General features: G+C 70.9%; 21 protein-coding genes and 1 pseudogene. 13 read left to right on the top strand and 9 right to left on the bottom strand.

The window, feature by feature from the left end; translation table 11 throughout:
• Positions 1-82: 82 nt before the first annotated feature.
• Positions 83-3,541, bottom strand: a complete 3,459-nt coding sequence (locus tag AB0F98_RS20335) for a ThuA domain-containing protein (protein WP_357737471.1) — start codon at positions 3,539-3,541, stop codon at positions 83-85.
• A gap of 278 nt (positions 3,542-3,819) precedes the next feature.
• Here AB0F98_RS20335 and AB0F98_RS20330 point away from each other — a divergent pair, with 278 nt between their 5' ends.
• The 11 genes from AB0F98_RS20330 (at position 3,820) to AB0F98_RS20280 (ending at position 16,541) form a co-directional block, all read left to right on the top strand.
• Positions 3,820-4,743, top strand: a complete 924-nt coding sequence (locus tag AB0F98_RS20330; protein WP_357737469.1) for an ABC transporter permease — start codon at positions 3,820-3,822, stop codon at positions 4,741-4,743.
• 51 nt (positions 4,744-4,794) lie between these two features.
• Positions 4,795-5,799 carry an ABC transporter substrate-binding protein gene (locus tag AB0F98_RS20325; RefSeq protein WP_357737467.1) on the top strand — a complete coding sequence of 335 codons (1,005 nt, stop codon included), beginning with the start codon at positions 4,795-4,797 and terminating at the stop codon, positions 5,797-5,799.
• A 7-nt stretch (positions 5,800-5,806) separates the two neighbouring features.
• Positions 5,807-6,601 carry an ABC transporter ATP-binding protein gene (locus AB0F98_RS20320; protein ID WP_357737465.1) on the top strand — a complete coding sequence of 265 codons (795 nt, stop codon included), beginning with the start codon at positions 5,807-5,809 and terminating at the stop codon, positions 6,599-6,601.
• Positions 6,602-6,701: 100 nt separating this feature from the next.
• Complete coding sequence (locus AB0F98_RS20315) at positions 6,702-7,439, top strand: cupin domain-containing protein (RefSeq protein WP_357737463.1); 738 nt, start codon at positions 6,702-6,704, stop codon at positions 7,437-7,439.
• 113 nt (positions 7,440-7,552) lie between these two features.
• Positions 7,553-9,049 carry an aminotransferase class I/II-fold pyridoxal phosphate-dependent enzyme gene (locus AB0F98_RS20310; protein WP_357737461.1) on the top strand — a complete coding sequence of 499 codons (1,497 nt, stop codon included), beginning with the start codon at positions 7,553-7,555 and terminating at the stop codon, positions 9,047-9,049.
• A gap of 133 nt (positions 9,050-9,182) precedes the next feature.
• Positions 9,183-10,859: an ABC transporter substrate-binding protein gene (locus AB0F98_RS20305; RefSeq protein ID WP_357737459.1), complete on the top strand. Its 1,677-nt coding sequence runs from the start codon at positions 9,183-9,185 to the stop codon at positions 10,857-10,859.
• 7 nt (positions 10,860-10,866) lie between these two features.
• On the top strand, positions 10,867-11,823 hold the full coding sequence (locus AB0F98_RS20300; RefSeq protein ID WP_357737457.1) for an ABC transporter permease: 957 nt from the start codon (positions 10,867-10,869) through the stop codon (positions 11,821-11,823).
• Entirely contained in the window at positions 11,820-12,707 is an 888-nt protein-coding gene (locus AB0F98_RS20295; protein ID WP_357737455.1) for an ABC transporter permease, read from the top strand. The genes AB0F98_RS20300 and AB0F98_RS20295 overlap by 4 nt, the downstream gene beginning before the upstream one ends.
• Positions 12,704-13,756, top strand: coding sequence for an ABC transporter ATP-binding protein (locus AB0F98_RS20290; protein WP_357737453.1), 1,053 nt, complete (start codon positions 12,704-12,706; stop codon positions 13,754-13,756). Before AB0F98_RS20295 ends, AB0F98_RS20290 begins: the two co-directional genes overlap by 4 nt.
• Positions 13,753-14,754 carry an oligopeptide/dipeptide ABC transporter ATP-binding protein gene (locus tag AB0F98_RS20285; protein ID WP_357737450.1) on the top strand — a complete coding sequence of 334 codons (1,002 nt, stop codon included), beginning with the start codon at positions 13,753-13,755 and terminating at the stop codon, positions 14,752-14,754. The genes AB0F98_RS20290 and AB0F98_RS20285 overlap by 4 nt, the downstream gene beginning before the upstream one ends.
• Positions 14,751-16,541: a gamma-glutamyltransferase family protein gene (locus tag AB0F98_RS20280; protein ID WP_357737448.1), complete on the top strand. Its 1,791-nt coding sequence runs from the start codon at positions 14,751-14,753 to the stop codon at positions 16,539-16,541. The genes AB0F98_RS20285 and AB0F98_RS20280 overlap by 4 nt, the downstream gene beginning before the upstream one ends.
• A 157-nt stretch (positions 16,542-16,698) precedes the next feature.
• Here AB0F98_RS20280 and AB0F98_RS20275 read toward each other — a convergent pair whose 3' ends face one another.
• The gene (locus tag AB0F98_RS20275; RefSeq protein ID WP_357737446.1) at positions 16,699-17,406 is read right to left on the bottom strand and encodes a GntR family transcriptional regulator; all 708 of its coding nucleotides are present in this window, start codon (positions 17,404-17,406) and stop codon (positions 16,699-16,701) included.
• 42 nt (positions 17,407-17,448) lie between these two features.
• Between AB0F98_RS20275 and AB0F98_RS20270 the strand changes: the two genes are divergently transcribed.
• Positions 17,449-18,165, top strand: coding sequence for a YoaK family protein (locus tag AB0F98_RS20270; protein WP_357737444.1), 717 nt, complete (start codon positions 17,449-17,451; stop codon positions 18,163-18,165).
• 55 nt (positions 18,166-18,220) lie between these two features.
• Here the strand turns inward: AB0F98_RS20270 and AB0F98_RS20265 are convergent, their stop codons facing one another.
• The 5 genes and pseudogenes from AB0F98_RS20265 to AB0F98_RS20245 form a co-directional block, all read right to left on the bottom strand.
• The gene (locus tag AB0F98_RS20265) at positions 18,221-19,939 is read right to left on the bottom strand and encodes an urease subunit alpha (RefSeq protein WP_357737442.1); all 1,719 of its coding nucleotides are present in this window, start codon (positions 19,937-19,939) and stop codon (positions 18,221-18,223) included.
• A 156-nt stretch (positions 19,940-20,095) separates the two neighbouring features.
• Positions 20,096-20,386, bottom strand: a pseudogene (locus tag AB0F98_RS20260) (urease subunit beta); the annotation flags it as partial.
• A gap of 95 nt (positions 20,387-20,481) precedes the next feature.
• Positions 20,482-20,784, bottom strand: coding sequence for an urease subunit gamma (locus AB0F98_RS20255; protein WP_357737440.1), 303 nt, complete (start codon positions 20,782-20,784; stop codon positions 20,482-20,484).
• A 129-nt stretch (positions 20,785-20,913) separates the two neighbouring features.
• A complete protein-coding gene (locus AB0F98_RS20250) occupies positions 20,914-22,182 on the bottom strand; it encodes a beta-propeller fold lactonase family protein (protein WP_357737438.1) in 1,269 nt (422 codons plus the stop codon).
• Positions 22,183-22,376: 194 nt separating this feature from the next.
• Positions 22,377-23,513 (bottom strand): citrate/2-methylcitrate synthase, encoded by a 1,137-nt coding sequence (locus AB0F98_RS20245; RefSeq protein ID WP_357737436.1) that lies wholly within the window; start codon positions 23,511-23,513, stop codon positions 22,377-22,379.
• Between the two features lie 68 nt (positions 23,514-23,581).
• Between AB0F98_RS20245 and AB0F98_RS20240 the strand changes: the two genes are divergently transcribed.
• The gene (locus tag AB0F98_RS20240) at positions 23,582-24,781 is read left to right on the top strand and encodes a citrate synthase (RefSeq protein ID WP_357737434.1); all 1,200 of its coding nucleotides are present in this window, start codon (positions 23,582-23,584) and stop codon (positions 24,779-24,781) included.
• 54 nt (positions 24,782-24,835) lie between these two features.
• On the opposite strand, the gene AB0F98_RS20235 is transcribed toward AB0F98_RS20240, so the two are convergent.
• Together AB0F98_RS20235 and AB0F98_RS20230 are read right to left on the bottom strand one after the other, a co-directional pair.
• Positions 24,836-25,885: a zinc-dependent alcohol dehydrogenase family protein gene (locus AB0F98_RS20235; protein WP_357737432.1), complete on the bottom strand. Its 1,050-nt coding sequence runs from the start codon at positions 25,883-25,885 to the stop codon at positions 24,836-24,838.
• Positions 25,886-26,029: 144 nt separating this feature from the next.
• Positions 26,030-26,815, bottom strand: coding sequence for a hypothetical protein (locus tag AB0F98_RS20230; RefSeq protein WP_357737430.1), 786 nt, complete (start codon positions 26,813-26,815; stop codon positions 26,030-26,032).
• Positions 26,816-26,846 lie beyond the last annotated feature (31 nt).

The following is a 26,846-nucleotide window of genomic DNA, read 5'->3' as shown; positions in this document are numbered from 1 at the left end:
CGAACGGCGTACCGGCGCGGCGGGACGGTCGAGGTGCGTCGGTGGTGGTGGGGCGAGGGGTCGCCCCGCCACCACCGGACATTCAGTTCGCCGTTACGACGACGGTCGAGGACATGGTCGCCCCGAGGCTGTCGGTGACGGTCAGCCGCGCGGTGTAGGTGCCCGCCCGGGCGTACGTGTGACTGGTCGACGCGGCGTGCACGACGGCCGTGTTGTCGCCGAAGTCCCACGCGTAGTCGACGATGGTGCGGCCGGCGGCCGGCGACGCGGTGCCGTCGAACGTCACCGGCAGCGGAGCGGTCCCCGTGCCCGGCGTGGCCGTGACCGAGATCGTGGCGTCGGTCCGCTCGCGCACGCCGGCCCCGTTGAAGCGCAGCCAGTCCAGCGCCATCAGGTCGGGCGTGCCCCCGGTCTGGTCCGGGTTGACGAAGACCAGGTGCAGGGTGGTCGTCCGACCCGGGTCGGTCAGCTCGACGGTGGGCGACACGACGTTGTCCCACCCGCCGGTGCCACCGATGGTGGCCCGGCCGAGGATTTCCCCGGTGGGGGAGTCGGCCCGGAACTCGACATCACCGCCGTTGCTGCCGGAGGCGACGCCGAGGGTGACCGAGTCGATGCCGCGCAGGTTGACCGGGCCGAAACTGATCGAGTCGCCGGTGTCGATGTCACCGATGCGCTTGCCGGCGCTGGCCGTGGGGCGGTCGAGCACCTGGATCCCGTTCTGCCCGTCGAAGTGCTCGGCCTCCTTGCTCCTGATCTGCAGTTCGGCCTTGGTCGAGCCGATCAGTTCCGGCGCGCCGGCCGCTCCGCCGTCGGTGTACTGCGCGGTGAGCACCGTGTACAGGTTCTGCCCCGGCCCGTGCCCGTCACCACCGTTGGTCTCGGTCAGGGCCACCCCACTGCACCCGATGTAGTTGTCCATCGGATGGGTGTGCGAGTCGTGGCCGAGCTGGGTCTGCACGACCACCTTCGAGCAGTCGACGGTGCCGTCCTCCGGGTCGTTCACCGTCACCGTGTAGGGGATCCGGTCACCGAACTCGAAGAACGCCCCGTCCGGTACGCTGAGCGTCACCGTCGGGCGGGTGTTGCCGACGGTTATCTCCCGCACGGCCACGGCGGTCTGCCCGTTCGTGGCGGTGACGGTGAGCCGCGCGGTGAAGCGTCCCGGCGTGCTGTACGTGTGGCCGGCGTTCGCGGCGGTGGAGTCGATGCTGCCGTCTCCGTCGAAGTCCCACGCGTACTCGATCGCCGTGCCGTCCGGCCCGCCGGAGCCCTCGCTGGAGAAGGCGACGGTCAACGGCGTGGGACCGCTGTCCTTGTCGACGCTCAGCCTGGCGACCGGCGGCCGGCTGTGCGCGACGTAGTCGATGCGGTAGATGCCCGCGCCCTCGTTGCTGCCGCCCCGGCCACTGCCACTGCCCTCACCGAAGTCGATGACGTACAGCGAGCCGTCCGGCCCGAACTCCGCGTCGAAGGGCTGGATCCACGACATGTCGCCGAGCACGCCGTTGATGGACTGCAGATCACCCGGCCTGGTCGAGCCGAAGCGGGGGTCGCGGAAGCGCTGTGCGGTCTCGTGGATCGACACCGTCTTGAACCACCTGCGGGTCAGCTCGTAGACGAACCACTTGTCCTCGAAGTACTGCGGGAACTTCGTCACCCGCGGGTTGGCCGGGTCGTAGTCGTAGACCGGGCCGGCCATGGGCCCGCCGCCGCCCGTGCCGAGCTCCGGGAACTCCGCGGAGGCCGAGTACGCGTACCAGATCAGCGCCGGCTTCGCAGCCGGGAGCCGGGTCAGGCCGGTGTTGTTGGGGGAGTCGTTGACCAGCGCAGCGCAGTCGAACGTCGGCCCGGAGGTGCCGGTGGCGAAGTCGTAGTCGTTGAAGGGGGTGTTGTCACCGACGCAGTACGGCCAGCCGTAGTTGCCGGCCCGGGTGATCCGGTTGTACTCGACGGTGCCCTCGGGCCCGCGGTTCGGGTTGGCCGACCTGGCGTCCGGGCCGTAGTCGGCGACCAGGAGTGCGCCGCTGTTCGGGTCGACGGTGACGCGGAACGGGTTCCGCATGCCCATCGCGTACACCTCGGGCCGGGTACGCGGGGTCCCCGGCTTGAACAGGTTGCCCTTCGGGATCGCGTACCCGCCGTGAGCCAGCGGCTTGATCCGAAGGATCTTGCCGCGCAGGTCGTTGGTGTTGCCGGCGGTGGCCTGCGCGTCGAACGCCCGTCGCCCGTCCCGCTCGTCGATCGGTGCGAAGCCGCTGGACTCGAACGGGTCGGTGTTGTCGCCGATGGCGGCGTACAGGTTGCCCTGCTCGTCCATGGTCAGTGACCCGGCCATGTGCGAGTTGGCGCGGGCTTCGCCGCGCCACGTCGGGATCGTGAGCAGCCGCTTCTCCGAGTCGAGGCTGACGCTGTCGCCGTCGACGGTGAACCGGGACAGGTTGAGCTGCTTCTCCACTTTGTCGGACCAGAGCAGGTAGAGCCAGTTGGTCCTGGCGAAGTTCCGGTCGAGCGTGAGGCCGAGCAGGCCGTCGGACTGGCTGGTCTGCTCCGGGGTGTACGCGAAGTCGATGAGCGTGGTGACGGCGAGGCTCTCCTGGTCGACGACCTTCAGCGCGCCGGTGCGTTCGATGTAGAAGACTCGGCGGTCGGGCGCGACGGCGAGTTCGAACGGGTCGGAGAGATCCTGATTGACCAGCGGGATCCGCTCGAAGTTGTTGGTCCTGGTGGCGCCGCAGTCGCCGGCGACGGCGCCGGCCGCCCACCGGATGCCGCCGAGCAGGTGCCGGAGGAAGGCCTGCTCGGAGAAGGACGAGGGGCTGTGCCCGCCGGCCGTGTACCAGGAGCGGCCGCCGTCGTAGTTCTGGCACCACGCGTACGGGTGGTCCACTCCCTCGTCGAGGCCGGGGATCCCGTCGCGCACCTTGACCTGCGCGAGCGTGTGGACCTTGCCCGTCGGGTTGGTCCGCCAGTTGTACCACTCCTCGCTGCGCTCCCAGAGCTCCGGCAGGTCCTTGGTGGAGGGGTGGGCGTGGTCGAGGACCTTGATCCGGCCCGGGAAGGTCCCGCCGGTGGCGGAGAAGTCCGGATGGTTGTCGAAGACGGCCCCCACCAGACCCTCGTACCAGTCCCAGTCGCGTTCGCTCGCCGACGCGGCGTGCAGACCGACCCAGCCACCGCCGGCACGGATGAACCTCTGCAGCGCGGCCCGCTGGTCGGCGTCGAGCAGATCGCCGGACTGCGGCGTGGAGCTGGTGTTGTTGAACACGAGGGCGTCGAACCGTGCGAGGTTGGCGTCGGTGAACGCGCCCGCGTCGTCGGTCGCCTCGACCGCGAAGCGATGGCGCGCGCCGAGCTTCCGGATGGCGTCCACACCGGCGGGGATCGAGTCGTGGTGAACCTCCGTGACCTTGGAGAAGACCAGTACGCGGAACGAGGCGGCGGTGGTGGTCGCCGCGCTCGCGGTGGTCGTCACGGCGCTCGTCACCAGCAGCGTGACGGCCGTGAGCAGGGCGAGAACTAGCTGGCGTTGGCGTCTCATGCACGCGCTCCTAAAACGGGACGGGGTCGGAAAGCGCTTTCCAGCCGCTGCCCAACCCTACGAGGCCCATTCCGATCGGTCAATGTCCAGGCCACCGCCTTCGAGGTACGTGCATTCACAAGCGTCATATGAACATCGGCCTTCGGGAACCGTTGACGGGCCTGGCGAGGGTCGTTACGGTCGGATGGATCACCTCGGGAAAGCCCTTTCCGCGACGTCAGGTGGGCCTCGCCCACAGCCGCCCGGCGGCGGCGTCGCGACATCGAGGAGGAGTGCCCGTGCCATATCCAGCGGCCGAGCGCAGCGCCGGCCCGGCCACGGACGACCGACCGGGGACCGTACCGGCGGCGGAGCCCCCGTCCGTCGCCGCGTCGGCCGGCGACCCGCCCGCGCCGGTCGGCACCCGGCCGGCCGCGCACCTGGTGCGCCTCCTCGAAGCGCTCTGGCGGCCGGCGCTGCTGCTCGCCGTGTTCTTCGCCGGCTGGTGGTTCGTCGCCGAACGCGAATACCTGCCCAACTATCTGCTGCCCACCCCCGGCCAGGTCTGGGCGACCATGACCGAGGACTGGTCGTTCCTGATGCGCAACACCTACGTGACGCTCTACGAGACCGTCATCGGCTTCGTCCTCGCCGCCCTGCTGGGCCTGGGCACCGCCGTCCTGATCGTCTACTCCCGCACCCTGGAGAAGGCCGTCTACCCGATCGTCCTCTTCGCACAGGTCATCCCGAAGATCGCGATCGCGCCGCTGCTCGTCGCCTGGTTCGGCGTGGGTCTCACCCCGAAGATCGTGCTGGCCGTGCTCATCGCGTTCTTCCCGGTGGTCATCTCCGGGGTGGCCGGGTTGCGATCGACCGACCCGGAGCTGCTCGACCTTTCCGCCACCATGGGCGCCGGGCCGTGGCGGACCTTCCGCAAGATCCGGTTTCCCAACTCGCTGCCGCACCTGATGTCCGGGCTCAAGGTCGCCGTCACGCTGGCCGTCGTCGGCGCGGTCGTCGGCGAGTTCGTCGGCGCCAAGGAGGGCCTCGGCTACGTACTGCTGGTGGCCAACGGCAACCTGGACGCCGCTCTGCTCTTCGCCGACCTGTTCCTGATGTCGCTGATCGGCATCGTGCTCTTCGTCGTCGTCGAGGTCGCCGAGGCGCTACTCATCCCGTGGCACGCCAGCCGGCGCGGCGGCGTACCGCTCGTCACGTCCTAACCACGAACACCCACGCCCGCACCCCGCCGGATGCTCCAGGAGGCACCACGCATGAGACGTCTCGCAATCACGGCCGTCGCACTCCTGTTGCTGGGATCGCTCGCCGCGTGCGGCGTCGGCGGCGAACGGCAGACGACCGCCGACGGCAAGAAGAAGGTGACCCTCACCCTCAACTGGGTGCCCTACGGCGAGCACGCCCCCTTCTACTACGGCCTCAAGAAGGGCTTCTACGACGCCGAGGGCATCGACCTGACGATCAGCGCCGGCGGCGGTTCCGGCAAGACCATCCAGGCCGTGGCGCAACAGCAGACCGACTTCGGCTGGGCGGACACCCCGCCACTGCTCAAGGGCATCGCCAGCGGCATGAAGGTCAAGAGCATCGGTGTGTTCCTGCAGAAGGGACCGGCGTCCATCGAGTTCCTCGCCGACAGTGGCATCAAGTCGCCCGCCGACCTCAAGGGCAAGACCGTCGGCGGCACACCGGGCGACGCCATCTACGCGACCTTCCCCGCCTGGCTGAAGGCCAACGGCCTGGCCGAGTCGGACGTCGAGGTCGTCAACCTCGACGCGGCCGGCAAGATCGCCGCGCTCGCCGAGGGCCGCGTGGACGCGATCCAGGGCTTCTTCCACGACCAGGCACCCACCATCGAGGCGCGCACAGGCAAGCAGGTCGACTACCTGCTCTACGCCGACTGGGGAATGAACATGCTCGGCACCGGACTCGTCGTCCACGAGGACACCCTGCGCGAGGATGCGGACCTGGTACGCGCGTTCACCCGCGCCACCCAGCGGGCCTGGGCCGAATCCGCCAAGGACATCCCGGGCGCCACGGACGCCATGGCCGAACTGGCCGAGAACGAGCCGGACAAGCCGGTGCTGGTCGAGCAGCTCACGTTGGCCGTGCCGCTGCTCGAGATCGACACCGGTGGCGCGCCGGGGGCCAACGCGGAGGCGAAGTGGACCGAGACCATCGGCCTGATGAGCCGGTACGCCGGCCTTGAGAACGCGGGCGGCCCGTCGACGTACTGGGACGGCTCCTACGGCAACGAAGGGTGAGGCCGACATGCCCACCGCCACGCCGACGCTCACCGGCGCCGCCGTCGACATCACCGACCTGACGGTCCGGTTCGAGTCCAAGCGATCCCGGACGACCGCCGTGACCGACGTCAGCCTGCGGGTCGAACCCGGCGAGTTCGTCACCATCGTCGGCCCGTCCGGCTGCGGGAAGTCCACCCTGCTCAAAGTCGTCGCCGGTCTGGTACCAGCCACCAGCGGCACCGTGAGCCTGCTCGGCCGCTCCGTACGCCGGCCCCAGCAGGACATCGGATTCGTGTTCCAGCGACCGGCGCTGCTCGAGTGGCGCAGCGTACGCAGGAACATCCTGCTCCAGGCCGAGATGCGCGGCCTGGACCGGTCGGCGGCGGCCCGCCGGGCGGACGAGCTGATCGGGCTCACCGGCCTGACCGGTTTCGAGAAGGCGCTGCCGCACGAGCTCTCGGGTGGCATGCAGCAACGGGTGGCGCTGTGCCGGGCGCTACTGCACCAGCCGCCGGTGCTGCTCATGGACGAGCCGTTCGGTGCGCTCGACGCGTTGACCCGCGAGCAGCTCAACACCGAGCTGAACCGCATCTGGCGCGACACCGGCACCACCGTCCTGCTGGTCACCCACTCCATCGCCGAGGCGGTCTTCCTCGGCACCCGCGTCGAGGTGATGAGCCCGCGGCCGGGTCGGATCGTGCGCACCTTCCCGGTCGACATCCCACCCGAACGTGACTACGCGCAGATCATGTCGGACGAGCGGTTCGACCGGCTCGCCACCCAGATCCGCGCGCTGCTCGGCGCGGGCGCCAACCACTGAATCCCTCCGGCCCGACCCACGTGCAGCCCGCGCCCCGTCGCTCAGCCGACTGCGGGTGGGGGTGGATAGCGGCCCACCGACGTACCTGAGAGGCGAGCTGATGACCGGTCACAGCGGCGGGCCGTCCATGCCCCTGCCCGGCGGGGTCGGTGTGTCCCGGCTGTGCGTCTACGACGGCGTCGCGCCGGACGGGGAGGCCGGCGGCACCCCGCACCTGCACCTGTGCTGCGCCGAGGCGTACGTGGTGGTGGCCGGCGCCGGGCTCGTGCAGACCCTCACCCTCGCCGGGTACCGCGAGACCCGGCTGCGACCCGGGGCGGTCGTCTGGTTCGGCCCCGGCACGATCCACCGGCTGGTCAACCAGGGCGACCTGCAGATCGTGGTCCTCATGCAGAACAGCGGCCTGCCGGAGGCGGGAGACGCCGTGCTGACCCTGCCACCGGAGCATCTCACCGACCCGGCGACCTACGCGGCGGCCACCGCGCTGCCCGGCGGGGGAGCGCCCGGGACGGACCTGACCGCCGCCTACGCCCGCCGTGACCTCGCCGTACGCGGATTCGAGCGACTCCGGGCGGCCGCGAACAACGGCGACCTGACCCCGCTGCGCGACTTCCACCGCGCCGCCGTCCGCCTCGTCCGGCCGTTCGTCGACACCTGGCGAGCGCGATGGCTCGGCGGTGCGTTGCGGGCGGCCACCGAGACCGGCCGTCAGCTCGACGCGCTCGCTCGCGGCGAGGCGGCACACCTGGCCGACGCGGCGGTGCACCAGTTCGCCGAGCCGCACGAGCGGGGCCGGCACGGCATGTGCGGGCTACTCGACACCTACCCTGCGACCTGACCGGCCACTGAGGAGTCCCGGCCGCGCGGGGATCACGCCGGGGTGCGGTCCACGTTCTCGCGAGCCGAGCAGGTGCCCCCCGACTGTCCCGCCGGAGTACTACTGTGCGCGACATGACTGCCACTCCTGCTGAGTCCCGGGTCGATTCCGCCCTGGATCCCTCGGGTGCACGGATCCGCGACATGGGCACGGCGGCCGTGGAGTGGGCTGCCGCCTATGCCGAGTCGATCCGCGACCTGCCCATCACGCCGCGTACCTCCGCCGCCGAACTGAAGCAGCGGCTGACCGAACCGCTGCCCGTCGACGGACGCGACTTCGCCGACCTGCTCGACGTCTTCCGCGAGGTGATCGTGCCGGGGAGCCGGCACAACGGCCATCCGCGCTTCTTCGGGTACGTCTCGGCGCCGGGCACCGCGGTCGCCGCGGTCGCCGACTTCCTCGCGTCGGCTTTGAACGCGAACCTGCCGGCGTGGCGGTCGGCGCCCGCACCCACCGAGCTGGAACACCTCACGATCGGCTGGATCAAGGAGGCGCTCGGCTGCGATCCGAGCGCCGGCGGGCTGTTCACCAGCGGCGGTTCGATGGCCAACTTCACGGCGCTCGCCGCCGCGCGGCACCGTCACTGCGGCGACGCGGTCGCCATGCACGGCGCGAGCGCGCATCCCGCGCCACTGCGCGTGTACGTCTCCACCGAGACCCACCACTCGGTGCACAAGGCGGCGGCGTTGCTCGGCATCGGGCGTGCCAACGTGCGCGAGATCCCGGTCGACACCCGCTTCCGGATGGACGTCGACGCGCTCGTACAGGCCATCGAGCAGGATCGGGCGGCGGGCGCTGAGCCGTTCTGCGTGGTGGCGAACGCGGGCACCGTGGTCACCGGCGCGGTCGACCCGCTTCGCGAGATCGCGGCGGTCGCCCGCCGCTACGGGCTGTGGATGCACGTCGACGGCTGCTACGGCGGCTTCGCCCGGCTGGCCCCGTCGGCCAGGTCACTCTTCGACGGGGTGGCGGAGGCCGACTCGATCGCGCTCGATCCGCACAAGTGGCTCTACCTGCCCGCGGACTGCGGCTGTCTCATCTACCGCGACCCCGAGGCCGCGCGGGCCGCCTTCCGGCTCGACGCCGACTACACCCGGGTCACCCAGACCGAGTCCGCCGAGGCGTTCGCGTTCTGGGACTACGGCCCCGACCTCTCCCGGCGTTTCCGGGCGCTCAAGGTGTGGATGCTGCTGGCCCACGCCGGCTCCCGGGCGTTGGGCGAGGCGATCGAGGCGAACCTCGACTGCGCCCGCCATCTGGGGGAGCTCGTCGACGCGAGCGACGATTTCGAGCTTGTCGCGCCGGTCGGGCTCTCCATCGTCTGCTTCCGTTATCTGCCCCGCGCCGCGCGTGACGAACCACGGTCCGAGGCGGACGAGCAGCGACTCGACCGCCTCAACGAGCGCATCATGGTGGCGTTGCAACAGGCCGGCAGCTCCTACCTGTCCAACGCGTCCGTCAACGGTCGCTTCGCCCTGCGCGGCTGTGTGCTCAACTACCGCACGACGCGGCGGGACATGGAGATCCTCCTCGACGACGTACGGCGGGCCGCGGAGAAGGTGAGCGACTAGACCGCTTCTGGCAACCCGCTTTGTCCGGGATTGGCCATGCACGCTCGGTGCCCGAGTGGCCATCGAAGGAGGTCTTGCGCAGCCTTCGTATACAACATACGCTCCCCGAATCGCCCACGTGAGGAGCTCTCAAATGACGAACCTCCCCTTCCGCGAACCGAGCCTGCCGAGGCTCCGTCCACTCCGGGCCGCGCTGGCCGCGGTCGCCGTGGCCTGCACGGTCGCGGCGTGCTCGCCGGTGTCGGAAGGCGGGGGCGGCACCGGCTCGGGTGGAAACCAGTCGGCGGGCCAGGACTCGTTCGGCACCCCGGCGGACCCCGCCACCGTGCGCGACGGCGGCAACCTGGTCATCGCGCTCTCCGCCGAACCCGACGCGCTCGACCCGACCCTGTCGCGCAGCCTCTACTCGCGCTACGTCTTCCAGGCCATGTGCCAGAAGCTCTACGACGTCGACGAGAAGGCGCAGGTCGTACCGCAGCTGGCGACCGCGCTCCCCACCACCAGCAGTGACGGCAAGAGCGTGACCATCCCGCTGCGCGAGAACGTGCGCTTCGCCGACGGTACGCAATTCGACTCCGCCGCCGTGAAGGCCACCCTCGAGCGGCACCTGAGCAACGCCCGGTCGGCGCGCAAGAGCGAGCTCGGCCCGGTCGCCGGTGTCGACACGCCGGACGCCCACACCGTGGTCATCCGGCTGCAGCAGCCGTTCGCACCCCTGGTCGGGGCCCTCGCCGACCGTGCCGGCATGATCATGAGTCCGAAGGCGCTGCAGACCCTCGGCGACGACTTCGCCTCCGCTCCGGTCTGCGTCGGCCCGTTCAAGTTCGCCAAGCGGGTACCGCAGAACTCCATCGAGGTCGTGCGGGACCCCAACTTCTACGACGCCTCGAAGGTGCACCTCGACGGCATCACCTGGCGCATCCTCAGCGACGCGAGCATCCGCGCCGCCAACCTGCGTTCCGGTGACGCGCAGGTCGCCGACAGCGTCTCCACGCAGGACGTCGGCGCGCTGCAGCAGGACTCCGCGCTCACCGTCCTGCAATCCCAGTCCCTCGGCTACCAGGGCCTCACGTTCAACATCGGCAACGTGGACGGTGTCGGCACCGCACCGAAGAGCATCGACCGGCCCATCGCGCAGAACGCGAAGATCCGGCAGGCCTTCGAGCACGCGATCGACCGGAAGGCGCTGGTCCAGGCGGTCTTCAACGGCATCAACGCCGAGGCCTGCTCACCCATCTCACCTGCGAGCCCGTTCTCGTCACCCGAGGCGCAGAACTGTCCGACGCACGATCCCGCGAAGGCGAAGCAGTTGCTCGCCGAGGCCGGCGTCCAGACCCCCTACCCGGTGACGATCCTCGCGTCGAACACGCCCGACACGCTGCGCCTCGTGCAGGCCCTGCAGGCCATGGTCAAGGAGGGTGGCTTCGACCTGAAGATCAACCCGGTCGAGTACTCCTCCCTCCTCGACGAGCAGGACCGCGGCAACTTCGAGCTGCTGCAGCTGGGCTGGAGCGGACGCATCGACCCGGACGCCAACATCACCAACTTCGTCGGCACCCGGGCCAGCCAGAACGTCGCCGGCTACAGCAACCCGCAGCTCGACGACCTGCTGACGCAGGCCCGCCAGACCAGCGACATCGAGGAGCGCAAGAAGCTCTACGGGCAGGCGGTGACGCTCCTCCAGCAGGACGACGCGCTGATCTACCTGTACCGGCAGCGGAACCTGACCGCGTTCTCCAACAAGATCCAGGGTCTGCAGGTCTTCCCCGACGGCGTGATCCGCGCGGCCTTCGCCGGATTCACCAAGTAGGTCAACTGTGGCCCGGTATCTGATCACGCGCGCCTGGCAGTCCGCGCTGACCCTGCTCCTGTCGACGATCGTGGTGTTCCTCGGCGTACGCGCCCTCCCCGGCGACCCGGCGCTCGCGCTGGCCGGGGAGGACCGCTCGCCCGAGGCGCTGGAGGCGATCCGGCACCACTACGGGCTGGACCAGCCGCTGCCGCTCCAGTTCGCCCAGTACGTGGGACGCGCCGCACAGGGTGACTTCGGGGAGTCGATCCGGACCGGGATACCGGTGTCCTCGATGCTCACCACCGCCCTACCCGTGACGGTCGAACTCGCCGTCCTCGCCATCCTCCTCGCCGCCGCGCTCGGTGTCGGCGCCGGGGTGCTCGCGGCAGTACGCCGCGGGCACCCCGCCGAGTGGCTGGCCAACGGCCTGGCGCTGGTCGGGCTGTCGGTGCCGCACTTCTGGCTCGCGCTGCTCGCGATCCTCTACCTCTCCGTGGCGACGGGGCTCTTCCCGGCCTCCGGATTCGTGCCGCTGCTGGACAACCCCGTGGACAACCTGCACCACCTCATCCTGCCGGCCGTCATCCTCGGCACCGGTCTCGCCGCGATCATCATGCGGCAGACCCGATCGGCCATGCTGGACTCGCTCTCCTCCGACTACGTGCGGACGGCGAAGGCGAAGGGACTCCGGCCACGAGCGGTCATCACCCACCACGCCCTGCGCAACAGCCTCATCGTGGTGGTGACGATCGTGGGCCTCCAACTCGGCGGGCTCATATCGGGCGCGGTGGTCACCGAGCAGATCTTCGGGCTGCCCGGCTTCGGCAAGATGACCATCGACGCGGTCTTCCAGCGGGACTATCCGGTTATCCAGGCCGTCGTCCTGCTCACCGCGGCCGCCTACATCGTGATCAATTTCCTCGTCGACCTGCTCTACTCCGTCATCGACCCGCGCATCCGAGTGACGGGGGACCCGGCATGACAGTCCTCACCGTTCCGACCGTGGACGCCGCCCCGGCCGGCCTCACCCGACGAACCCGGGTCCTGCGCCGGCTGCGCCGAAACCCGCTCGCCGTCGTGAGCTTCGTCGTGCTGGCGCTCGCGACGATCATCGCCGTGCTGTCACCGTGGCTCGCGCCGTACGCCGTCGAGCAGACCGACTTCGGTCACACGTTCGCCGCCCCCGGCACCCCCGGGCACGTGCTGGGCACCGACGACCTCGGCCGGGACGTCCTGTCCCGCATCATGCTCGGGGCGCGGGCCTCCCTCCAGGTGGCGATCCTCGCGGTGGCCACGTCCCTGGTGATCGGCGTGCCGCTCGGGCTCGCCGCCGGGTACTTCCGGGCCTGGGACGCGGTCATCTCCCGGTTCACCGATCTGCTCCTCGCGTTTCCGTTTCTGATCATGGCGGTGGGGTTGGCCGCCATTCGCGGCGCCAGCCTCACCAACGCCGCCGTGGCCGTCGGGATCGCGCAGATCCCGGGCGTGATCCGGGTGGTACGTTCGGACACCCTGCGGCTCAAGTCGCTCGACTTCGTCGCCGCCGCCGTCGTGGACGGCGCGAGCGACCTGTGGGTGCTCGCCCGGCACATCCTGCCCAACGCCACGTCGGTCATCCTCGTGCAGGCCACGGTCGCCATCCCGGTCGCGATCCTGGGCGAGGCGGTGCTCTCCTTCCTCGGCCTCGGCATCCAGCCGCCGGCACCCAGCCTCGGCACCATGCTCGCCACCGCCCAGCAGTTCGCCGCCCGCGCGCCGTGGGCGGCAGTCCTTCCCGGCGTCGTGATCATGGGTTTGGCGCTGGCGTTCAACGTCTTCGGCGACGCCCTGCGGGACGCCCTCGACCCGAAGGGAGACCGGCGATGACCACGGCCGAACGCACCGGCACCCCGTCGAGCACCGCCGAGGCACCCGTCCTGGAGGTGCGTGACCTGTCGGTCGCCTTCCGTACCGAGGGCGGAACCGTCTCGGCTGTCGACCGGGTGAGCCTCGATCTCGCCCCCGGGGAGATCGTCGGAATGGTGGGCGAGTCGGGTTGCGGCAAGAGCGTCACGGCGATGAGCATCGCCGGGCTGCTTCCCGGCAGCGCCCGCGTCACCGGGTCCGTGCGACTACAGGGGACCGAACTGGTCGGCACGCGGGAGTCGGTGCTGCGCCGGGTGCGCGGCAAGGAGATCGCGTACATCTTCCAGGAGCCGATGACGTCGCTGAACCCGGTGCTCACCGTGGGACGCCAGATCGGGGAGGTGCTCCAGGTCCACGAACGGATGTCGGGTCGCGCGGCCCGGGCGCGCGCCGTCGAGCTGTTGTCCCTCGTCGGCATCCCGTCCGCCGCGACGCGGGTCGACAACTATCCGCACCAGCTCTCCGGTGGCATGCGCCAGCGGGTGATGATCGCGATGGCGGTGGCGTGCGGTCCGAAGGTGCTGGTGGCCGACGAACCGACCACCGCCCTGGACGTCACGGTGCAGGCCGGAATCCTCCAGGTGCTGCGGGATCTGCGTGACCGGCTCGGCACGAGCATCCTCATCATCACCCACGACCTCGGCGTGATCGCGGACATCGCCGACCGAGTCGTCGTCATGTACGCCGGGCGGGTGGTGGAACGGGCACCCGTCACCGACCTGTTCGCGTTCCCGTACCACCAGTACACGGCCGGGCTCCTGTCGGCCTCGCCGACACCCGGAGTGCACGCCGGCACCCAGCGTCTGCAGGAGATCCCCGGCCTCGTGCCGGTCCTGTCCACCCAGCCCGACGCCTGTACGTTCGCCGACCGCTGCCCGGCCGCCGACGCGCGCTGCCGGGAGGCCGCGCCGCCGCTGGAGGCGGTGCGACCGGCGATCACCGATCACGTCGCGGCCTGCTGGCACCCCTGCCCGGCCCCGCGGGCGCACGTTGAGGAGGCGACCGCATGACGCCCCAGGAGAACGCCCTCGAACTCGAGGACCTCGTGATGCACTTCGGGCCGGTCCGGGCCGTGGACGGCGTCTCCCTCGCCATTCCGCGTGGCCGGGTCACCGCACTGGTCGGGGAGAGCGGTTCCGGCAAGTCGACAGTGGGCCGGTGCGTGGTGCGGCTCGTGGAGCCCACCTCGGGCGTCGTACGGATCGCCGGGGCGGACGTCACGCACCTGTCCCGCCGGCAGCTACGCCGGCATCGCAGCGACGTGTCGATCGTGTTCCAGGACCCCGCCGGCTCGCTGAATCCGCGCATGCTGGTCGGGGACATCGTGGCCGAGCCGCTGCGCCTGTCCGGGCGGCGCATCTCCCGGCGTGACCGGGAGGCGCGCGTCGCCGCGGAGCTCGGCCGGGTGGGCCTGCGCGCCGAGGTCGCCCGCCGCTATCCGCACGAGCTCTCCGGCGGACAGCGCCAACGGGTCAGCATCGCCCGGGCCCTGATCTCCGAGCCGATGCTGCTCATCGCGGACGAACCCACCAGCGCGCTCGACGTGTCCGTCCAGGCGGCCGTGCTCAACCTCCTCGCCGACCTCCAGCGCGACATCGGGTTCGCCTGTCTGTTCATCACCCACGACCTGTCCGCCGTCGAGTACCTCGCCGACGACATCGCCGTCATGTACCTCGGCCAGCTCGTCGAGAAGGGCCCGCGGGAGCAGATCTTCGCCCGACCGGCGCACCCGTACACCCAGGCGCTCCTGTCCGCCGCACCGGTGGCCGATCCGGAGCGCCAGCGGCGGCGCCAGCAGGTGCTGCTCGGCGACGACCTGCCCTCGGCGCTGGACCCGCCGTCGGGCTGCCGCTTCCGTACCCGGTGTCCACTGGCGTTCGACAGGTGCGCCACGGAGGTGCCGGCGCAGGTCGAGTTCGGAGACGGCGTGGCCGCCTGCCACCTGGTCCAGCCGGACGGCACGCGGCCCGACGTCCGGGCCGCAGAGACGAATGAGGTGTTGTCATGACGTTCACCACCAGGCCGACGCTGCAGGGCACCTTCGGGATGGTGTCGTCGACGCACTGGCTCGCCAGCCAGGCGGCGATGGGGGTCCTCGAACGCGGTGGGAACGCCTTCGACGCGGCGGCCACCGCCGGGTTCGTCCTGCACGTCGTGGAACCTCACCTCAACGGGCCGGGCGGCGAGGTGCCCGCCATCGTGGCGACGGCTCAGGATCCGACACCGAAGGTGCTGTGCGGGCAGGGACCGGCTCCGGCGGGCGCGACCATCGCGCACTTCCGGTCGCTCGGGATGGACCTCATCCCCGGCGCCGGCCCCCTCGCCGCGGCCGTCCCCGGCGCCGTGGACGCCTGGCTCCTGCTGCTGCGCGACCACGGCACGCTCCCGCTCGCGGAGGTGCTGGATCCGGCGATCGGCTACGCCGCCAACGGCCACCCGCTGGTCGCCAGGGTCGGGGACACCGTGGCGGCGGTGCGGAAACTGTTCGAGGAACACTGGCCCACCTCCGCTCAGCTCTGGCTGCGCGAGGGCAGGCCGCCGACCGCGGGGGAGCGGTTCAGTAACCCGGCGTACGCGCAGACGCTGCGCAAACTGGTCGAGGCCGGGCGATCGGCTGGCGCGGATCGGGAGGCGCAGATCGAGGCCGCACGCCGCGCCTGGCGGGAAGGATTCGTCGCCGAGGCCGTCGACACCTTCAGCCGGAAACCGTTCCAGGACTCCAGCGGAAGCCCGCACGCCGGCCTCGTGACCGGTGCGGACATGGCCGCCTACTCCGCGACCTGGGAGGAGCCGGTCACCCTCGACTGGCACGGCCACACGGTGGCGAAGACCGGGTTCTGGGGCCAGGGACCGGTGCTGTTGCAGACCCTGTCGATCCTCGACGCGCTCGACGACGCCGCGGTGTACGACCCGTCGACCGCGGCCGGCATCCACGCACAGGCCGAGGCGCTCAAGCTCGCCTTCGCCGATCGCGAGGCATGGTACGGCGACGGCGCGGACGTGCCCGCGAAGGCGCTGCTCTCGCGGGAGTACGCCCGGGAACGGGCCGCTCTGATCGGGGAGCGAGCGTCGACGGAGCTGCGCCCGGGGCGCCCCGACGGGGCCGACCCACGGTTGTCGAGCCACGTACGACGGGGCGCGGGACCTCTCGTCGACACGACCGACGCCACGACGGGTGAGCCGACGGTCAAGTCGGACGGCGTGACCCGCGGCGACACCTGCCACGTCGACGTGGTCGACCGGTGGGGCAACATGATCTCCGCGACCCCGAGCGGTGGCTGGCTGCAGAGCTCGCCCACCATCCCGGACCTCGGCTTCCCCCTCGGCAGCCGGCTGCAGATGTTCTGGCTCGAGGAAGGGCTCTCCTCGTCGCTCGCGCCCGGACGCCGGCCGCGCACCACGCTCAGCCCGACTCTCGTGCTCCGCGACGGCGATCCGGTCATGGCGTGCGGTACCCCCGGCGGCGACCAGCAGGACCAGTGGCAGCTGCTGTTCCTGCTGCGCCACCTCGTCGGCGGTCGGTCGCTTCAGGAGGCCATCGACGCGCCCGCCTGGCACACGATGAGCCTGCCCGCGTCGTTCTACCCGCGCGCCATGGAGCCCGGCGTGCTGGTGGTGGAGGACCGACTCGACGTGGACACGCTGGCGACGTTGCGGGCGTACGGGCACGAGGTGCGGCTCTCCGACCCGTGGAGCCTGGGACGGCTGTGTGCGGTGACCCGCGATCCCCGCACCGGGCTGCTGGCGGCCGGCGCGAACCCGCGCGGTATGCAGGGCTACGCCAGCGGCCGCTAGGGCCTGTGCCGCAGGGCTCGCCCGTGCCGAGGGTCCGGGCGGCGGGCCGGCAAGGCGGAGGTACGTCCGGACACCGGTGCGGTGTCCGGCGTCCCGCCGACGCCGCCGGTCGTCGCCCGGCGCAGCCGGGCACGGTCCGGTGAGACGGGCCCCACGGTCAGCGGGCCTGGTAGCCGCCCTCGGCGTTCTCGTGCGCCGCCGCGTAGGCGGCGCCGAGGTGGGCGAGAGCCGCGAGCTCGGCCCGTTCGCCGTCACCGGACTCGATCGCGTCGACCAGCTGGATGTGCTCGGCCCAGGAGTGCGGGGCCCGCTCCGCGGCACCCAGCCGGAAGACCCACTGAACATGGAGGTACAGCGCCTTGGCGATCGACGACAGCCAGGGGTTCCCGCTGATCTGGAGGATCCGCAGGTGCAGGGCGCTGTTCAGCTCGGCGACCCGGCGCAGGTCCTGCCGTTGCGTCGCCTCACGGCCCTCGTTCAGCAGCTCCCGCAGCGCTGCCACATCCGCCGGGGTCGCCCGCTCGGCCGCCAGGCGGGCGGCCAACGCCTCCAAGCGCTCGCGGACGGCGAACATGTCCGCGACCGTGCCGCTGCTCGGGGAGGCGACCACCGCCCCGCGCCGCGGCAGGATCACGACGAAACCCTCCGCCTCCGCGACCCGTAACGCCTCCCGGACCGGGTTACGGGAAACGCCGAAGTCCTCGGCCAGCCGGTCCTCGGTGAGCCGCTCGCCGGGGAGGTAGTCGCCGTTGATGATGGCGGTCCGCAGGGCGACGAGGACCTGGTCGCGTAGCGGCAGGTGTTGAGCACCGAGTTTGCCCCGCAGGTCTCCAGCCAACCCGACCGCCTCTCCGTGAACGTCCACGCGAAGCGTATACGAAGAACAATCTGTGGAGGGCAGCCGACAGTGCCGAGAACAAAGCGAGACATCAAAAGCCCCCGCGCCGCCACGACGGTGCCGGCCGATCTCCTGCGGCGACGACACGCCCTCGTCGTCGTACTCACCTTCCTGACCGGCAGCGCCGACGCCGTCGGTTTCCTCGCCCTCGGCGGCGCCTTCTCCAGCGTCATGACGGGCAACATGGTCCTGCTGGGCCTCTCGGCGGGCCGGGGCAACGCCGAACTCGCCGTGACCTCCGGCTGCGCCATCCTGAGCTTCATCGCCGGTGTCCTCGCGGGCGCCCGACTCGCCGGCGCCGCGCAACCGGACGATCCGGTCTGGCCGCGCCGGGTCAACCGGGCGCTCATCCTGGAACTCCTGTTGTTCGTCGTCTTCCTCGTCGTCTGGGAGGTCAACCTTCCCGACCACTCGGAACGCGTCGATCTCGTGCTGCTGATGCTGTCCGCAACGGCGCTCGGCGTGCAGAGCAGCGCCATCCAGCGGTTCGGCGTCCCGGGTCTCTCCTCCACCTACCTGACCGGCACCCTCACGAGCCTGATCGGCGGAGTCGCCGCCCGAAGTCCCTGGCACACTCTGCGGCCGAAGGCCCAGGTCCTGCTGGCCCTCATGGCCGGTGCGGCCGTCGGCGCCCTGGTCGCGCTCCACCTGACCGTGTGGGCGCCGGCGCTGCTGATCGCGCCGCTCCTGCTCGTCATCGCCGTGGCCGCACGGATGCCGGAGTAGCGCGCGCGTACCGCCGGCCGCGAGCCGCCCCGCGGCCGGCGGTGGGTCGTCCGCACTAGCTGAAGAAGTACAGCTGGGCCAGCGGAACCGTACGGGCCGGCGGCGCGGTGGCATGCACGCCGTCGACCGTCACCGCGAAGGTCTCCGGATCCACCTCGATGTGCGGCAGCACGTCGTTGCGTACCATGTGGCGCTTGGTCAGGGCCCGGGTCCCGCGTACCGGCAGGACCCTCCGGCGCAGGCCCAGCTTCTCCGCGACGCCGGCCTCGTAGCCGGCCTGTGACATGAAGGTCACGCAGCTCTCGCTCAGCGCCGTGCCGTACGCGCCGAACATCGGCCGGTAGAGCACCGGCTGCGGGGTGGGCACGGAGGCGTTCGGGTCGCCCATGATCGACCAGAGGATCATGCCGTTCTTGATCACCATCTTGGGCTTGGCCCCGAAGAAGGCCGGCTCCCACAACACGAGGTCGGCGATCTTGCCCGGCTCGACCGAGCCGAGCAGGTGCGAGATGCCCTGGGTGATCGCCGGATTGATGGTTATCTTCGCGATGTAGCGCAGCACCCGGAAGTTGTCGTTGCCCGCGGCGTCCTCGGGCAGGCTGCCCCGGGCCGCCTTCATCACACTGGCCAGCTGCATCAACCGGATCCAGTTCTCGCCGATCCGCCCCATCGCCTGCGAGTCGCTGGACATCATCGAGATGACGCCGAGATCGTGCAGGACGTCCTCGGCCGCGATGGTCTCCGCGCGGACCCGGCTCTCCACGAACGCCACGTCCGAAGGCACCTTCGGGCTGAAGTTGTGGGCCACCATGATCATGTCGAACAGCTCGGCCTGGCTGTTCACACCGTACGGGTTGGTGGGGGTGGTGGAGCTCGGCAAGCAGTTGATCTCGCCGGCCACCTTGATGATGTCCGGTGCGTGGCCGCCACCCGAGCCCTCGGTGTGGTACGTGTGGATGGTCCGGCCCTCGAACGCGGCGATACTGTCCTCGATGTAGCCGCTCTCGTTGAGCGTGTCGGTGTGCACCGCCACCTGGATGTCGAACCGCTCCGCCGCGGTCAGCACCGACCGGATCGCCTGTGGCGTCGCGCCCCAGTCCTCGTGGAGCTTGAACCCGGCGGCTCCGGCGAGCGCCTGCTCCTCCAGCGGCCCGAGGCCGGAGCTGTTGCCCTTGGCGATCAGGCCGATGTTGATCGGAATGCCCTCGAAGGCGCGCATCATCGCGTGCAGATTCCATGGCCCGGGGGTGCTGTTCACCCCGTTGGAGCTGTCACTCGGGCCGGTCCCACCACCCCAGATGGTGGTGATGCCGTTGCTCAACGCGGCGTACGCCTGCTGCGGCGCCACGAGGTGCACGTGCGTGTCGATGCCACCGGCGGTCAGGATGAGATGCTCGCCGGAGATCGCGTCGGTGCCCGGACCGATCACGAGCTCCGGGGTGACCCCCGCCATCGTGTCCGGGTTGCCGGCCTTGCCGACGCCGGCGATCCGCCCGTCCTTGATCCCCACGTCGGCCTTCACCACGCCCAACAGCGCGTCCAGGACGGTCACGTTGGTGATGACCAGGTCGACGACGCCGTTCGCGCTGGTGAACTCGGCGCTGGAACCCATGCCGTCGCGCAGGGTCTTCCCGCCGCCGTACAGTGCTTCGTCGCCCAGCGTCCGAAGGTCGCGCTCGATCTCGATGTAGAGCTCCGTGTCGCCCAGCCGGATCTTGTCGCCGGTGGTCGGGCCGTACAGTCCGGCGTACTCCTGCCGGGAAATCTGACTCATCACTCTGCTCCCGGCCGCGATCCGCGGCCCCTGGTCCGGCTGTGTCTAGATCGCACTGCGGTCGTCCGAGGTGGAGCGGAACCCTCTCTTCCGGGCCCGCTCCAGAGCCTCCGGTCGGTCCGGCTGGTAGCCGGGGGTGGGGCCGGTGCCGGTCCACCCGTTGACCAGGCCGTTGAATCCGTACACCCGCTGTCGGCCGGCGTAGGGTACGAGTTGGACCGTCCTACGGTCGCCCGGCTCGAAACGGACCGAGGTGGCCGCCGGGATGTCCAGCCGCCAACCGAAGGTCCCCTCCCGGTCGAACTCCAGGCTCCGGTTCACCTCGAAGAAGTGGAAGTGCGAGCCGACCTGGATCGGACGGTCTCCGATGTTGCGCACCTCGATCCGAATAGTCGGCCGGTCTGCGTTCAACTCCAGCGGCTCGTCCGCCAGGACGTAACCGCCAATGGGCCACCGGTGCTTGGCGGTGGGCCCGGGGTGCCGGCTGAAATCCTTTGCCATCCGCTGCCTCCCATTCCTCGCCTATCCACCCGGGTCTGCGGCTACTGGATCGGCGCGTGCACGGTGACCAGGCGACTGCCGTCGGTGAACACGGCCTCGACCTGCACCATCGGCACCATGTCGGCCACCCCGTCCATCACGTCGGCCCGGCTGAGGACATGGCTGGCGTCATGCATCACGTCCTCGACCGATTTGCCGGACCGTGCCCCCTCCAGTGCCGCCGCGGAGATCACAGCCACCGCCTCGGGGTAGTTGAGCTTGATGCCGCGGTCCTTGCGCGCCGCAGCGATCTGGGCCAGGGAGAGGATGAGTAGCTTCTCGATCTCCTTTGGCGTGAGATGCATGGTCTCGCCCCCCGCAGTCAGCCCGTACCGCGATAAAACCGGACGCATCCGGCGTCCGTGGCCAACCATAAGGCGACGGAGGCGGTTTACCGGACGGACGCGCCGTCGGCGATCGACGCGTGTCTCGGGTCAGACGCCGGCCAGACCCTGCGGGCTGTTGTGGGGGATCGGCATGCTCGTCAACTCTTCGAGTGACCCGTCCGGCTGGACGGTGTATCCCATGAGCTTGGAGGCGTTCCCGTAGATCTGGTAGAGGTAGGCGCCGTCCGGGGTCAGCCAGCTGCAACTCGGGCCGCTGCTGACCGTGCCGTTGAGTGCCCTGAAGGTGCCGTCACCCGGGACCCTCGGGCACGCGGGATCATGGGCCACCACCGGCTCCGGCCCGTCGATGCGGAAACTGCTGATGCCGCTGTAGCCGAAGTTCGTGGCGAACGCCCACCGGTCATCGGGGGAGATGGACAACCAGCACAGCTCGGAGGGCTTGCCGGCGCTCGTGTCGATCTGCACGGGCCGGCCGATGCTGACCCGGCCGTCGGCGTCGATGGTGCCCTTCGCGATGCCGTCGGCCACCGCGTACCCGATGATGAAGGTGTCCGGCTGGTTGTGCAGAAAGGCGACGAAGAACGGGGAGCCCCCGTTCGCGTCGTACAGCGAGGGCTGGCCGAGGGTGGCGTCCGGCAGCACGGGGAAGACGATGAGACCGTCAGGATCGGGCTCGTTCGACGCGATCGACTTCGGCTTGCCGTCGGGCCCGGAAACCCAGAGAATCGCCGACCCGTCCGGGTTGGCGGTGGGCGGCTGGTCGAACGTGGTGCCGACGAAGAGGAACCGCTGATCCGGCGAGAGCGTCGCCATGGTGGCGACCCGGTTCGGCTTGTCCGGCGTGTTCACCGTGTACCGGTCCAGCCGCAGGCTGAGTTTCCCGGCGTCGTCGACCGACATCAGACGCACGTGGTCCGGCCCGAACGAGTGCAGTACGACGAGCGTTCCGATCGACGGTACGTACGCCAGGGACTTGGCCGTGCCGCTCCGGCCGGTGACCGGGTTTCCGGTCGACGTGCGATCCACCATCGTGAGCCGGCCGTCGCTGCCGACGCTGAAGCTGGTCACGGTGTTGTCGCCACCGTTCGTGGTGAAGAGGAATCGTCGGTCCGGCGTGAGAAGAACGCTACCGGCACCCTCGAACGCGTTCGGCGCGCTCTCCTGGCCACTGATCGGCTTGAAGGTCCCGGAGCCGGCGCCGCCGGTGGGGACGCGTTCCACCTCGGTGATGATGCCGTCCGCGGAGCGCAGGTAGTGGATGATGGCGTTGCGTGTCTCGTTCGTCTGCATGTAGACGTGCCCGCCGTGCCGGAAACCCTGCGTCGCTGCGGTCGCTCCAGCGTGTTTGTGCCCCATGTCGACGCCCCCGTGTCCGCTCCTACGCCAGCCGGATCTCACGATGCCCGGCCGGTGGCTGGGCCGCCGCGAAGGCGACAGCGGCGGGCGGAGCCCGCGGCCGGCCCAATCCGAAACTACTGGAGCGAGCCGGGCCGCGCGGTCGCTAACCGGAACTCCACCGGTTGGTCGACGAGACCGCCCGGCAGGGCCGATCAGGGCAGTGGCTGCGGCGCGCCGGGCCCCACGTACCGCGAGTCCGGCCGAATGATCTTCGAGTCCTCCGCCTGCTCCAGCACGTTCGCGCACCACCCGATGACCCGGCTGGCCGCGAAGGTGGGCGTGAACATCTCCCGGGGCAGGCCACACAGGTGCATGACGACGCCCGCGTAGTACTCCACGTTGGTGTGCAGCTCCCGGCCGGGCTTGAGCTCCGCCAGCAGCGACAGCACCCGCTCCTCGACCGCCACGGCGAAGTCCACCAGATCCCCGCCGAGCTCCCGCGCGATCCCCTTGAGCATCCGTGACCGGGGGTCCTCCGTGCGGTAGATCGGGTGCCCGAATCCCATGATCCGCTCACCGCCGAGGATGCGCGCGCGCAACCAGGCGTCGGCCCGGTCGACGGTGCCGATGGCGTCGAGGGTGTCGAGGGCCCGGCTCGGGGCGCCGCCGTGCAGGGGACCGGAGAGTGCGCCGAGCGCGCCGCCGATACACGCGTACAGGTCGGCGCCGGTGGAGGCGATGACCCGCGCCGTGAAGGTCGACGCGTTGAAGCCGTGGTCCACTGTCGCGATGAGGTACCGCTCGATGGCGCGCGCCTGCGGCTCGGACGGCTCCTCACCGCTGATCATGTACAGGTAGTTGGCGGCGTGCGGCAGGTCGTCGCGCGGAGCGATCGGCTCCAGGCCGGCCCGCAGACGGTACAGCGCCGCGAGCAGGCTGGGCGTGAGCGCACAGAGCGCCATGGCCTGCGCCCGGCGCTCGGCCGGCGACGTGTCGTACAGCGGGCGGGCGCCGGCGGCGAGCCCGGCGACCGCGAGCGCGGCACGCAGCCCACCCATGGGGTCCGGTGACGAGCAGGCGGCGGCGATGCCGGGCAGCGCGGCGGCGACCGCCGGCGGTACGTGGCGCAGCGGCGCGATCTCCCGATGCAGGGCCTTCGGCTCCGCCGGCAGGGAGCCGTCGATCAGCAGCGCCCAGACGTCCTCCAGCGTGCGGCGCTCGGCGAGGTCGATCGCCGAGTACTGCCGGTAGTGGTAGAAGCCCTCACGGCCACGGACCCGGCCGATCGTGGTGTCGGTGACGACGACGCCGGCAAGGCCCCGGGGAACGGTGATGGTGGTGTCAGCCATGCGGGCAGCCTCACGTTCACCGGGCGACCCGGTCAACATTGATCCAGTCAATATGAGAGCATGGCCACATGCCGGACGACCAGCTACTGACGACCGCCGAGGTGGCCCACCGCCTGCGCATCAAGCCAGAGACGATCTACGCGTACGTCAGCCGAGGGTTGCTTGCCCGGGTCAAGGTTCCCGGCGAGCGGATCAGCCGTTTCCGGCTGGCCGACGTCGAGCGGCTGGCCGCCCGTACCCAGGCGACGCGGCCGGATCGTGACACCGCCGCGACGATGCGGACCGCCACGACGTTGATCGCCTACGGGCGGCTCCACTACCGGGGAGTCGACGCCGCGAAGTTCGCCCCGGTGACCCCGTTCGAAGAGGTCGCCCGGTGGCTCTGGACGGGGGAGCGGCGCGGCGAGGCCTTCCTGGCCGCTCCGGAGACGATCGACGGTGCCAGACGAGCCGGCGCCCACCTGCCGGAGCACGCCCGAACCTTCGACCGGCTCCCGGTGGTCGTCGCGCTCGCGGCGGCGATGGATCCGCTGCGCTTCGACCTGGCGCCGGCCACCGTGGCGGCGCTCGCGCCCGGCCTGCTGGCCACCATGGTCGACGCGCTGCCCCCCACCGGGGAGACGGCCGCGGACGACAGCCTGGCGGCCCGCCTGTGGCCCCGACTGACCCGGAAGCCGGCGACCGCTGATGGCCTTCGGGCGCTCAACGCCGCACTCGTCCTGCTCGCCGATCACGACCTGGCCGCCTCGACCATCGCGGTACGGGTGGCGGCATCGACCCGCGCGAACCCGTACGCCGCGGTGCTGGCCGGCCTGGGCGCGCTGGACGGGCCGATGCACGGCGCCGTGGGCGGGACGGTCCACCGACTGATCGAGTCGGCACTGCGCGACGGCGCCGCGGCCGCGATCGCCGAATCGCTGCGCACCGGCGGCCTGCCCGGATTCGGGCACCCGCTCTACCCGGACGGCGACCCGCGCGCGGCCGCTCTCCTCGACCTGGTGGCTGCGCTGCCGGCCCCCGACGAGTTGCGCGGCACGGTGGACGGCCTGATCACCACCGCGGTCCGGCGGGGCAGCCGACCCAACGTCGACTTCGCCCTCGCCGTGCTGGCCCACACGAGCGGCATGGGCCCCGGCGCCGCCGAGGTGATCTTCGCGATCGCCCGCACGGCCGGCTGGATCGCGCACATCATCGAGGAGTACGCCCAGCCGAGCAACCGGTTCCGGTGGAGCAGCGGCTACGTCGGACCACCGCCGACGTCGGTGTGAACCCGACGCCGGACGTCGACACCCGCCCGGCTCAGGCGGCGGACCACGGAACGATCACCAGGGCCGGATGAGACACATCCCGCCGAAACCAGGCCGGTCCATGGTGGTCAGCGCCTCGGGCGTCTCGTCGAGGCCGATCGTGCGGGTGACCAGGTCGGCGGGGTGCAGCACGCCGGCGCTGACCAGCCGCAGCAGCTCCGGGTAGGCGTGCGCCGGCATGCCGTGGCTGCCGCGCAGCTCCAGCTCGTACGCGATCACCAGATCCATCGGCAGCGCCGGGCGCCCCTGAGCGGTGGGCAGCAGCCCGACCTGCACGTGCCGCCCGCGCCGGCGAAGGCTCTCGATCGACGCGACGCAGGTGGCGTGACTGCCCACCGCGTCCAGCGAGAGGTGGGCGCCGCCGCCGGTGGCCTCCCGAACGGCGGCGGCCACCGCCCCCGGGCCGGTGAGGGCACTGCCGTCCACGCAGACCGTGGCTCCGAAGCGTCGGGCCAGCTCCAGGGCCGCGGGGGAGACGTCCACCGCCACGACCTGCGCGCCGCACGCCGCGGCGATCATCACGGCGGAGAGGCCGACGCCGCCGCAGCCCTGCACGGCCACCCACTCGCCGGCGGCGACGCGCCCCTGCGCCACCACCGCCCGGAACGCCGTGGCGAAACGGCAGCCGAGGGCCGCCGCGGCCGGGTAACCCAGGTCGTCGGGGAGCCGGACCAGGTTGACATCCGCGTCGTGCACCGCGACGTACTCGGCGAACGACCCCCAGTGCGTGAAGCCCGGCTGAGTCTGCCGCTCGCACACCTGCTGGTCACCGGCGAGGCAGGCCGGGCAGTGCCCGCACGCGCACACGAACGGGGCGGTGACCCGGTCGCCGCGCCGCCACCCGCGTACGCCGGCACCGACCGCCTCGACGACGCCGGCGAACTCGTGACCGGGCACGTGCGGCGCGTGGATGTCGGGATCGTGCCCCTGCCAGCCGTGCCAGTCGCTACGGCACAGCCCGGTCGCCTCCACCCGGACCACGACGCCCCCCGGCGGCGGCACCGGATCGGGAACATCGCGGACCTCGGGCCGGGCACCGAACTCGTCGAAGATCACCGCACGCATGCGCGGATCCTCACATGCCCGGGCAGCGGCCACCGCAGCCGGCCCCGCCGGCGGCCGTGTCGCGCCGTTTCGGCGCGGGCCTTACCGCCGGTCGGACCTCGATCGGCCGGCCGTGGTCGGGCCACGGGATCACCACGTCGGGCGTCACGCCGCCCGGTGGTTGGCGGGCTGCCCCACCCGCTGCACGAGGTGCTCCACCCACCGCTCGAACTTGCTGCTGCCCCCGCCGAGCAGCCCGGTCAGGTCCTCTGCCTTCACGCTGCCCCGGGTGGCAAGCGACTCGACCAGCGTCCGTAACCGTCGATGGTCCTCGTCGCCCGAGCCGCCGTCGGAACCGTCCGTCCCCAGATGTCGCTGCAGATCCTGGAGGATGTCCATCATCTGCGGCAGCGTCTCGATGATCTGCGACAGGCCTGCCTCGCGCGGGCTGGATGATCCGCGTAGGTCCTGGAGAGTCAGCGCGACCGACATCGGCGTGACGATGTCCGCGTCGCGACCGATCGCGTCGATGGCCCGACCGAGCTGCTCCTTGGCGGCGTGGACGCTGTCCAGGTCGGTGTGGTCAACCAGGATCGTCCGCATCCCCTGTACGTCGAAGGGGAGCTGCTGGTCCTTCGCCATCAGCTGCACGAACGGTTTGCGGAGCGCGTGGCGCACCGCCAGCTCGTAGAAGACATTGGCGTTCTGGTCGGTCAAATCGGCGATCACCAGGTCGTTCTGGATGATGCGGTCCAGGACCTGGGAGGTGATCAGGCCGGCGCGCTCGATCTCGTCGCCCCGGACAGCGACGAAGCCTCGCTCCTCGACCACCGGCCGGATGACGTGTTTGAGGATCTGGTCGCTGCGTTTTCGGACCTCGGAGCCCTCGGGGCCGATCGGTGCGATGACGAAACACTCACGACGCGCGGCCTCCTCGTTGCCCTCCCCCATGATCCCAGCGTAGTGGAGATCGGCGAACGCT

It is taken from the genome of Micromonospora sp. NPDC023737, assembly GCF_040639715.1.
Taxonomy (GTDB): Bacteria; Actinomycetota; Actinomycetes; order Mycobacteriales; family Micromonosporaceae; genus Micromonospora.
This window is presented reverse-complemented; position numbering and strand designations above follow the sequence as displayed.

Coding starts and splice junctions, on each gene's coding strand:
- AB0F98_RS20295 (WP_357737455.1), top strand. CDS start 11,820: ATGACAGTCCTCACCGTTCCGACCGTGGACGCCGCCCCGGCCGGCCTC.
- AB0F98_RS20320 (WP_357737465.1), top strand. CDS start 5,807: ATGCCCACCGCCACGCCGACGCTCACCGGCGCCGCCGTCGACATCACC.
- AB0F98_RS20310 (WP_357737461.1), top strand. CDS start 7,553: ATGACTGCCACTCCTGCTGAGTCCCGGGTCGATTCCGCCCTGGATCCC.
- AB0F98_RS20305 (WP_357737459.1), top strand. CDS start 9,183: ATGACGAACCTCCCCTTCCGCGAACCGAGCCTGCCGAGGCTCCGTCCA.
- AB0F98_RS20250 (WP_357737438.1), bottom strand. CDS start 22,182: ATGGGGCACAAACACGCTGGAGCGACCGCAGCGACGCAGGGTTTCCGG.
- AB0F98_RS20240 (WP_357737434.1), top strand. CDS start 23,582: ATGCCGGACGACCAGCTACTGACGACCGCCGAGGTGGCCCACCGCCTG.
- AB0F98_RS20245 (WP_357737436.1), bottom strand. CDS start 23,513: ATGGCTGACACCACCATCACCGTTCCCCGGGGCCTTGCCGGCGTCGTC.
- AB0F98_RS20290 (WP_357737453.1), top strand. CDS start 12,704: ATGACCACGGCCGAACGCACCGGCACCCCGTCGAGCACCGCCGAGGCA.
- AB0F98_RS20280 (WP_357737448.1), top strand. CDS start 14,751: ATGACGTTCACCACCAGGCCGACGCTGCAGGGCACCTTCGGGATGGTG.
- AB0F98_RS20230 (WP_357737430.1), bottom strand. CDS start 26,815: ATGGGGGAGGGCAACGAGGAGGCCGCGCGTCGTGAGTGTTTCGTCATC.
- AB0F98_RS20315 (WP_357737463.1), top strand. CDS start 6,702: ATGACCGGTCACAGCGGCGGGCCGTCCATGCCCCTGCCCGGCGGGGTC.
- AB0F98_RS20325 (WP_357737467.1), top strand. CDS start 4,795: ATGAGACGTCTCGCAATCACGGCCGTCGCACTCCTGTTGCTGGGATCG.
- AB0F98_RS20235 (WP_357737432.1), bottom strand. CDS start 25,885: ATGCGTGCGGTGATCTTCGACGAGTTCGGTGCCCGGCCCGAGGTCCGC.
- AB0F98_RS20255 (WP_357737440.1), bottom strand. CDS start 20,784: ATGCATCTCACGCCAAAGGAGATCGAGAAGCTACTCATCCTCTCCCTG.
- AB0F98_RS20335 (WP_357737471.1), bottom strand. CDS start 3,541: ATGAGACGCCAACGCCAGCTAGTTCTCGCCCTGCTCACGGCCGTCACG.
- AB0F98_RS20285 (WP_357737450.1), top strand. CDS start 13,753: ATGACGCCCCAGGAGAACGCCCTCGAACTCGAGGACCTCGTGATGCAC.
- AB0F98_RS20265 (WP_357737442.1), bottom strand. CDS start 19,939: ATGAGTCAGATTTCCCGGCAGGAGTACGCCGGACTGTACGGCCCGACC.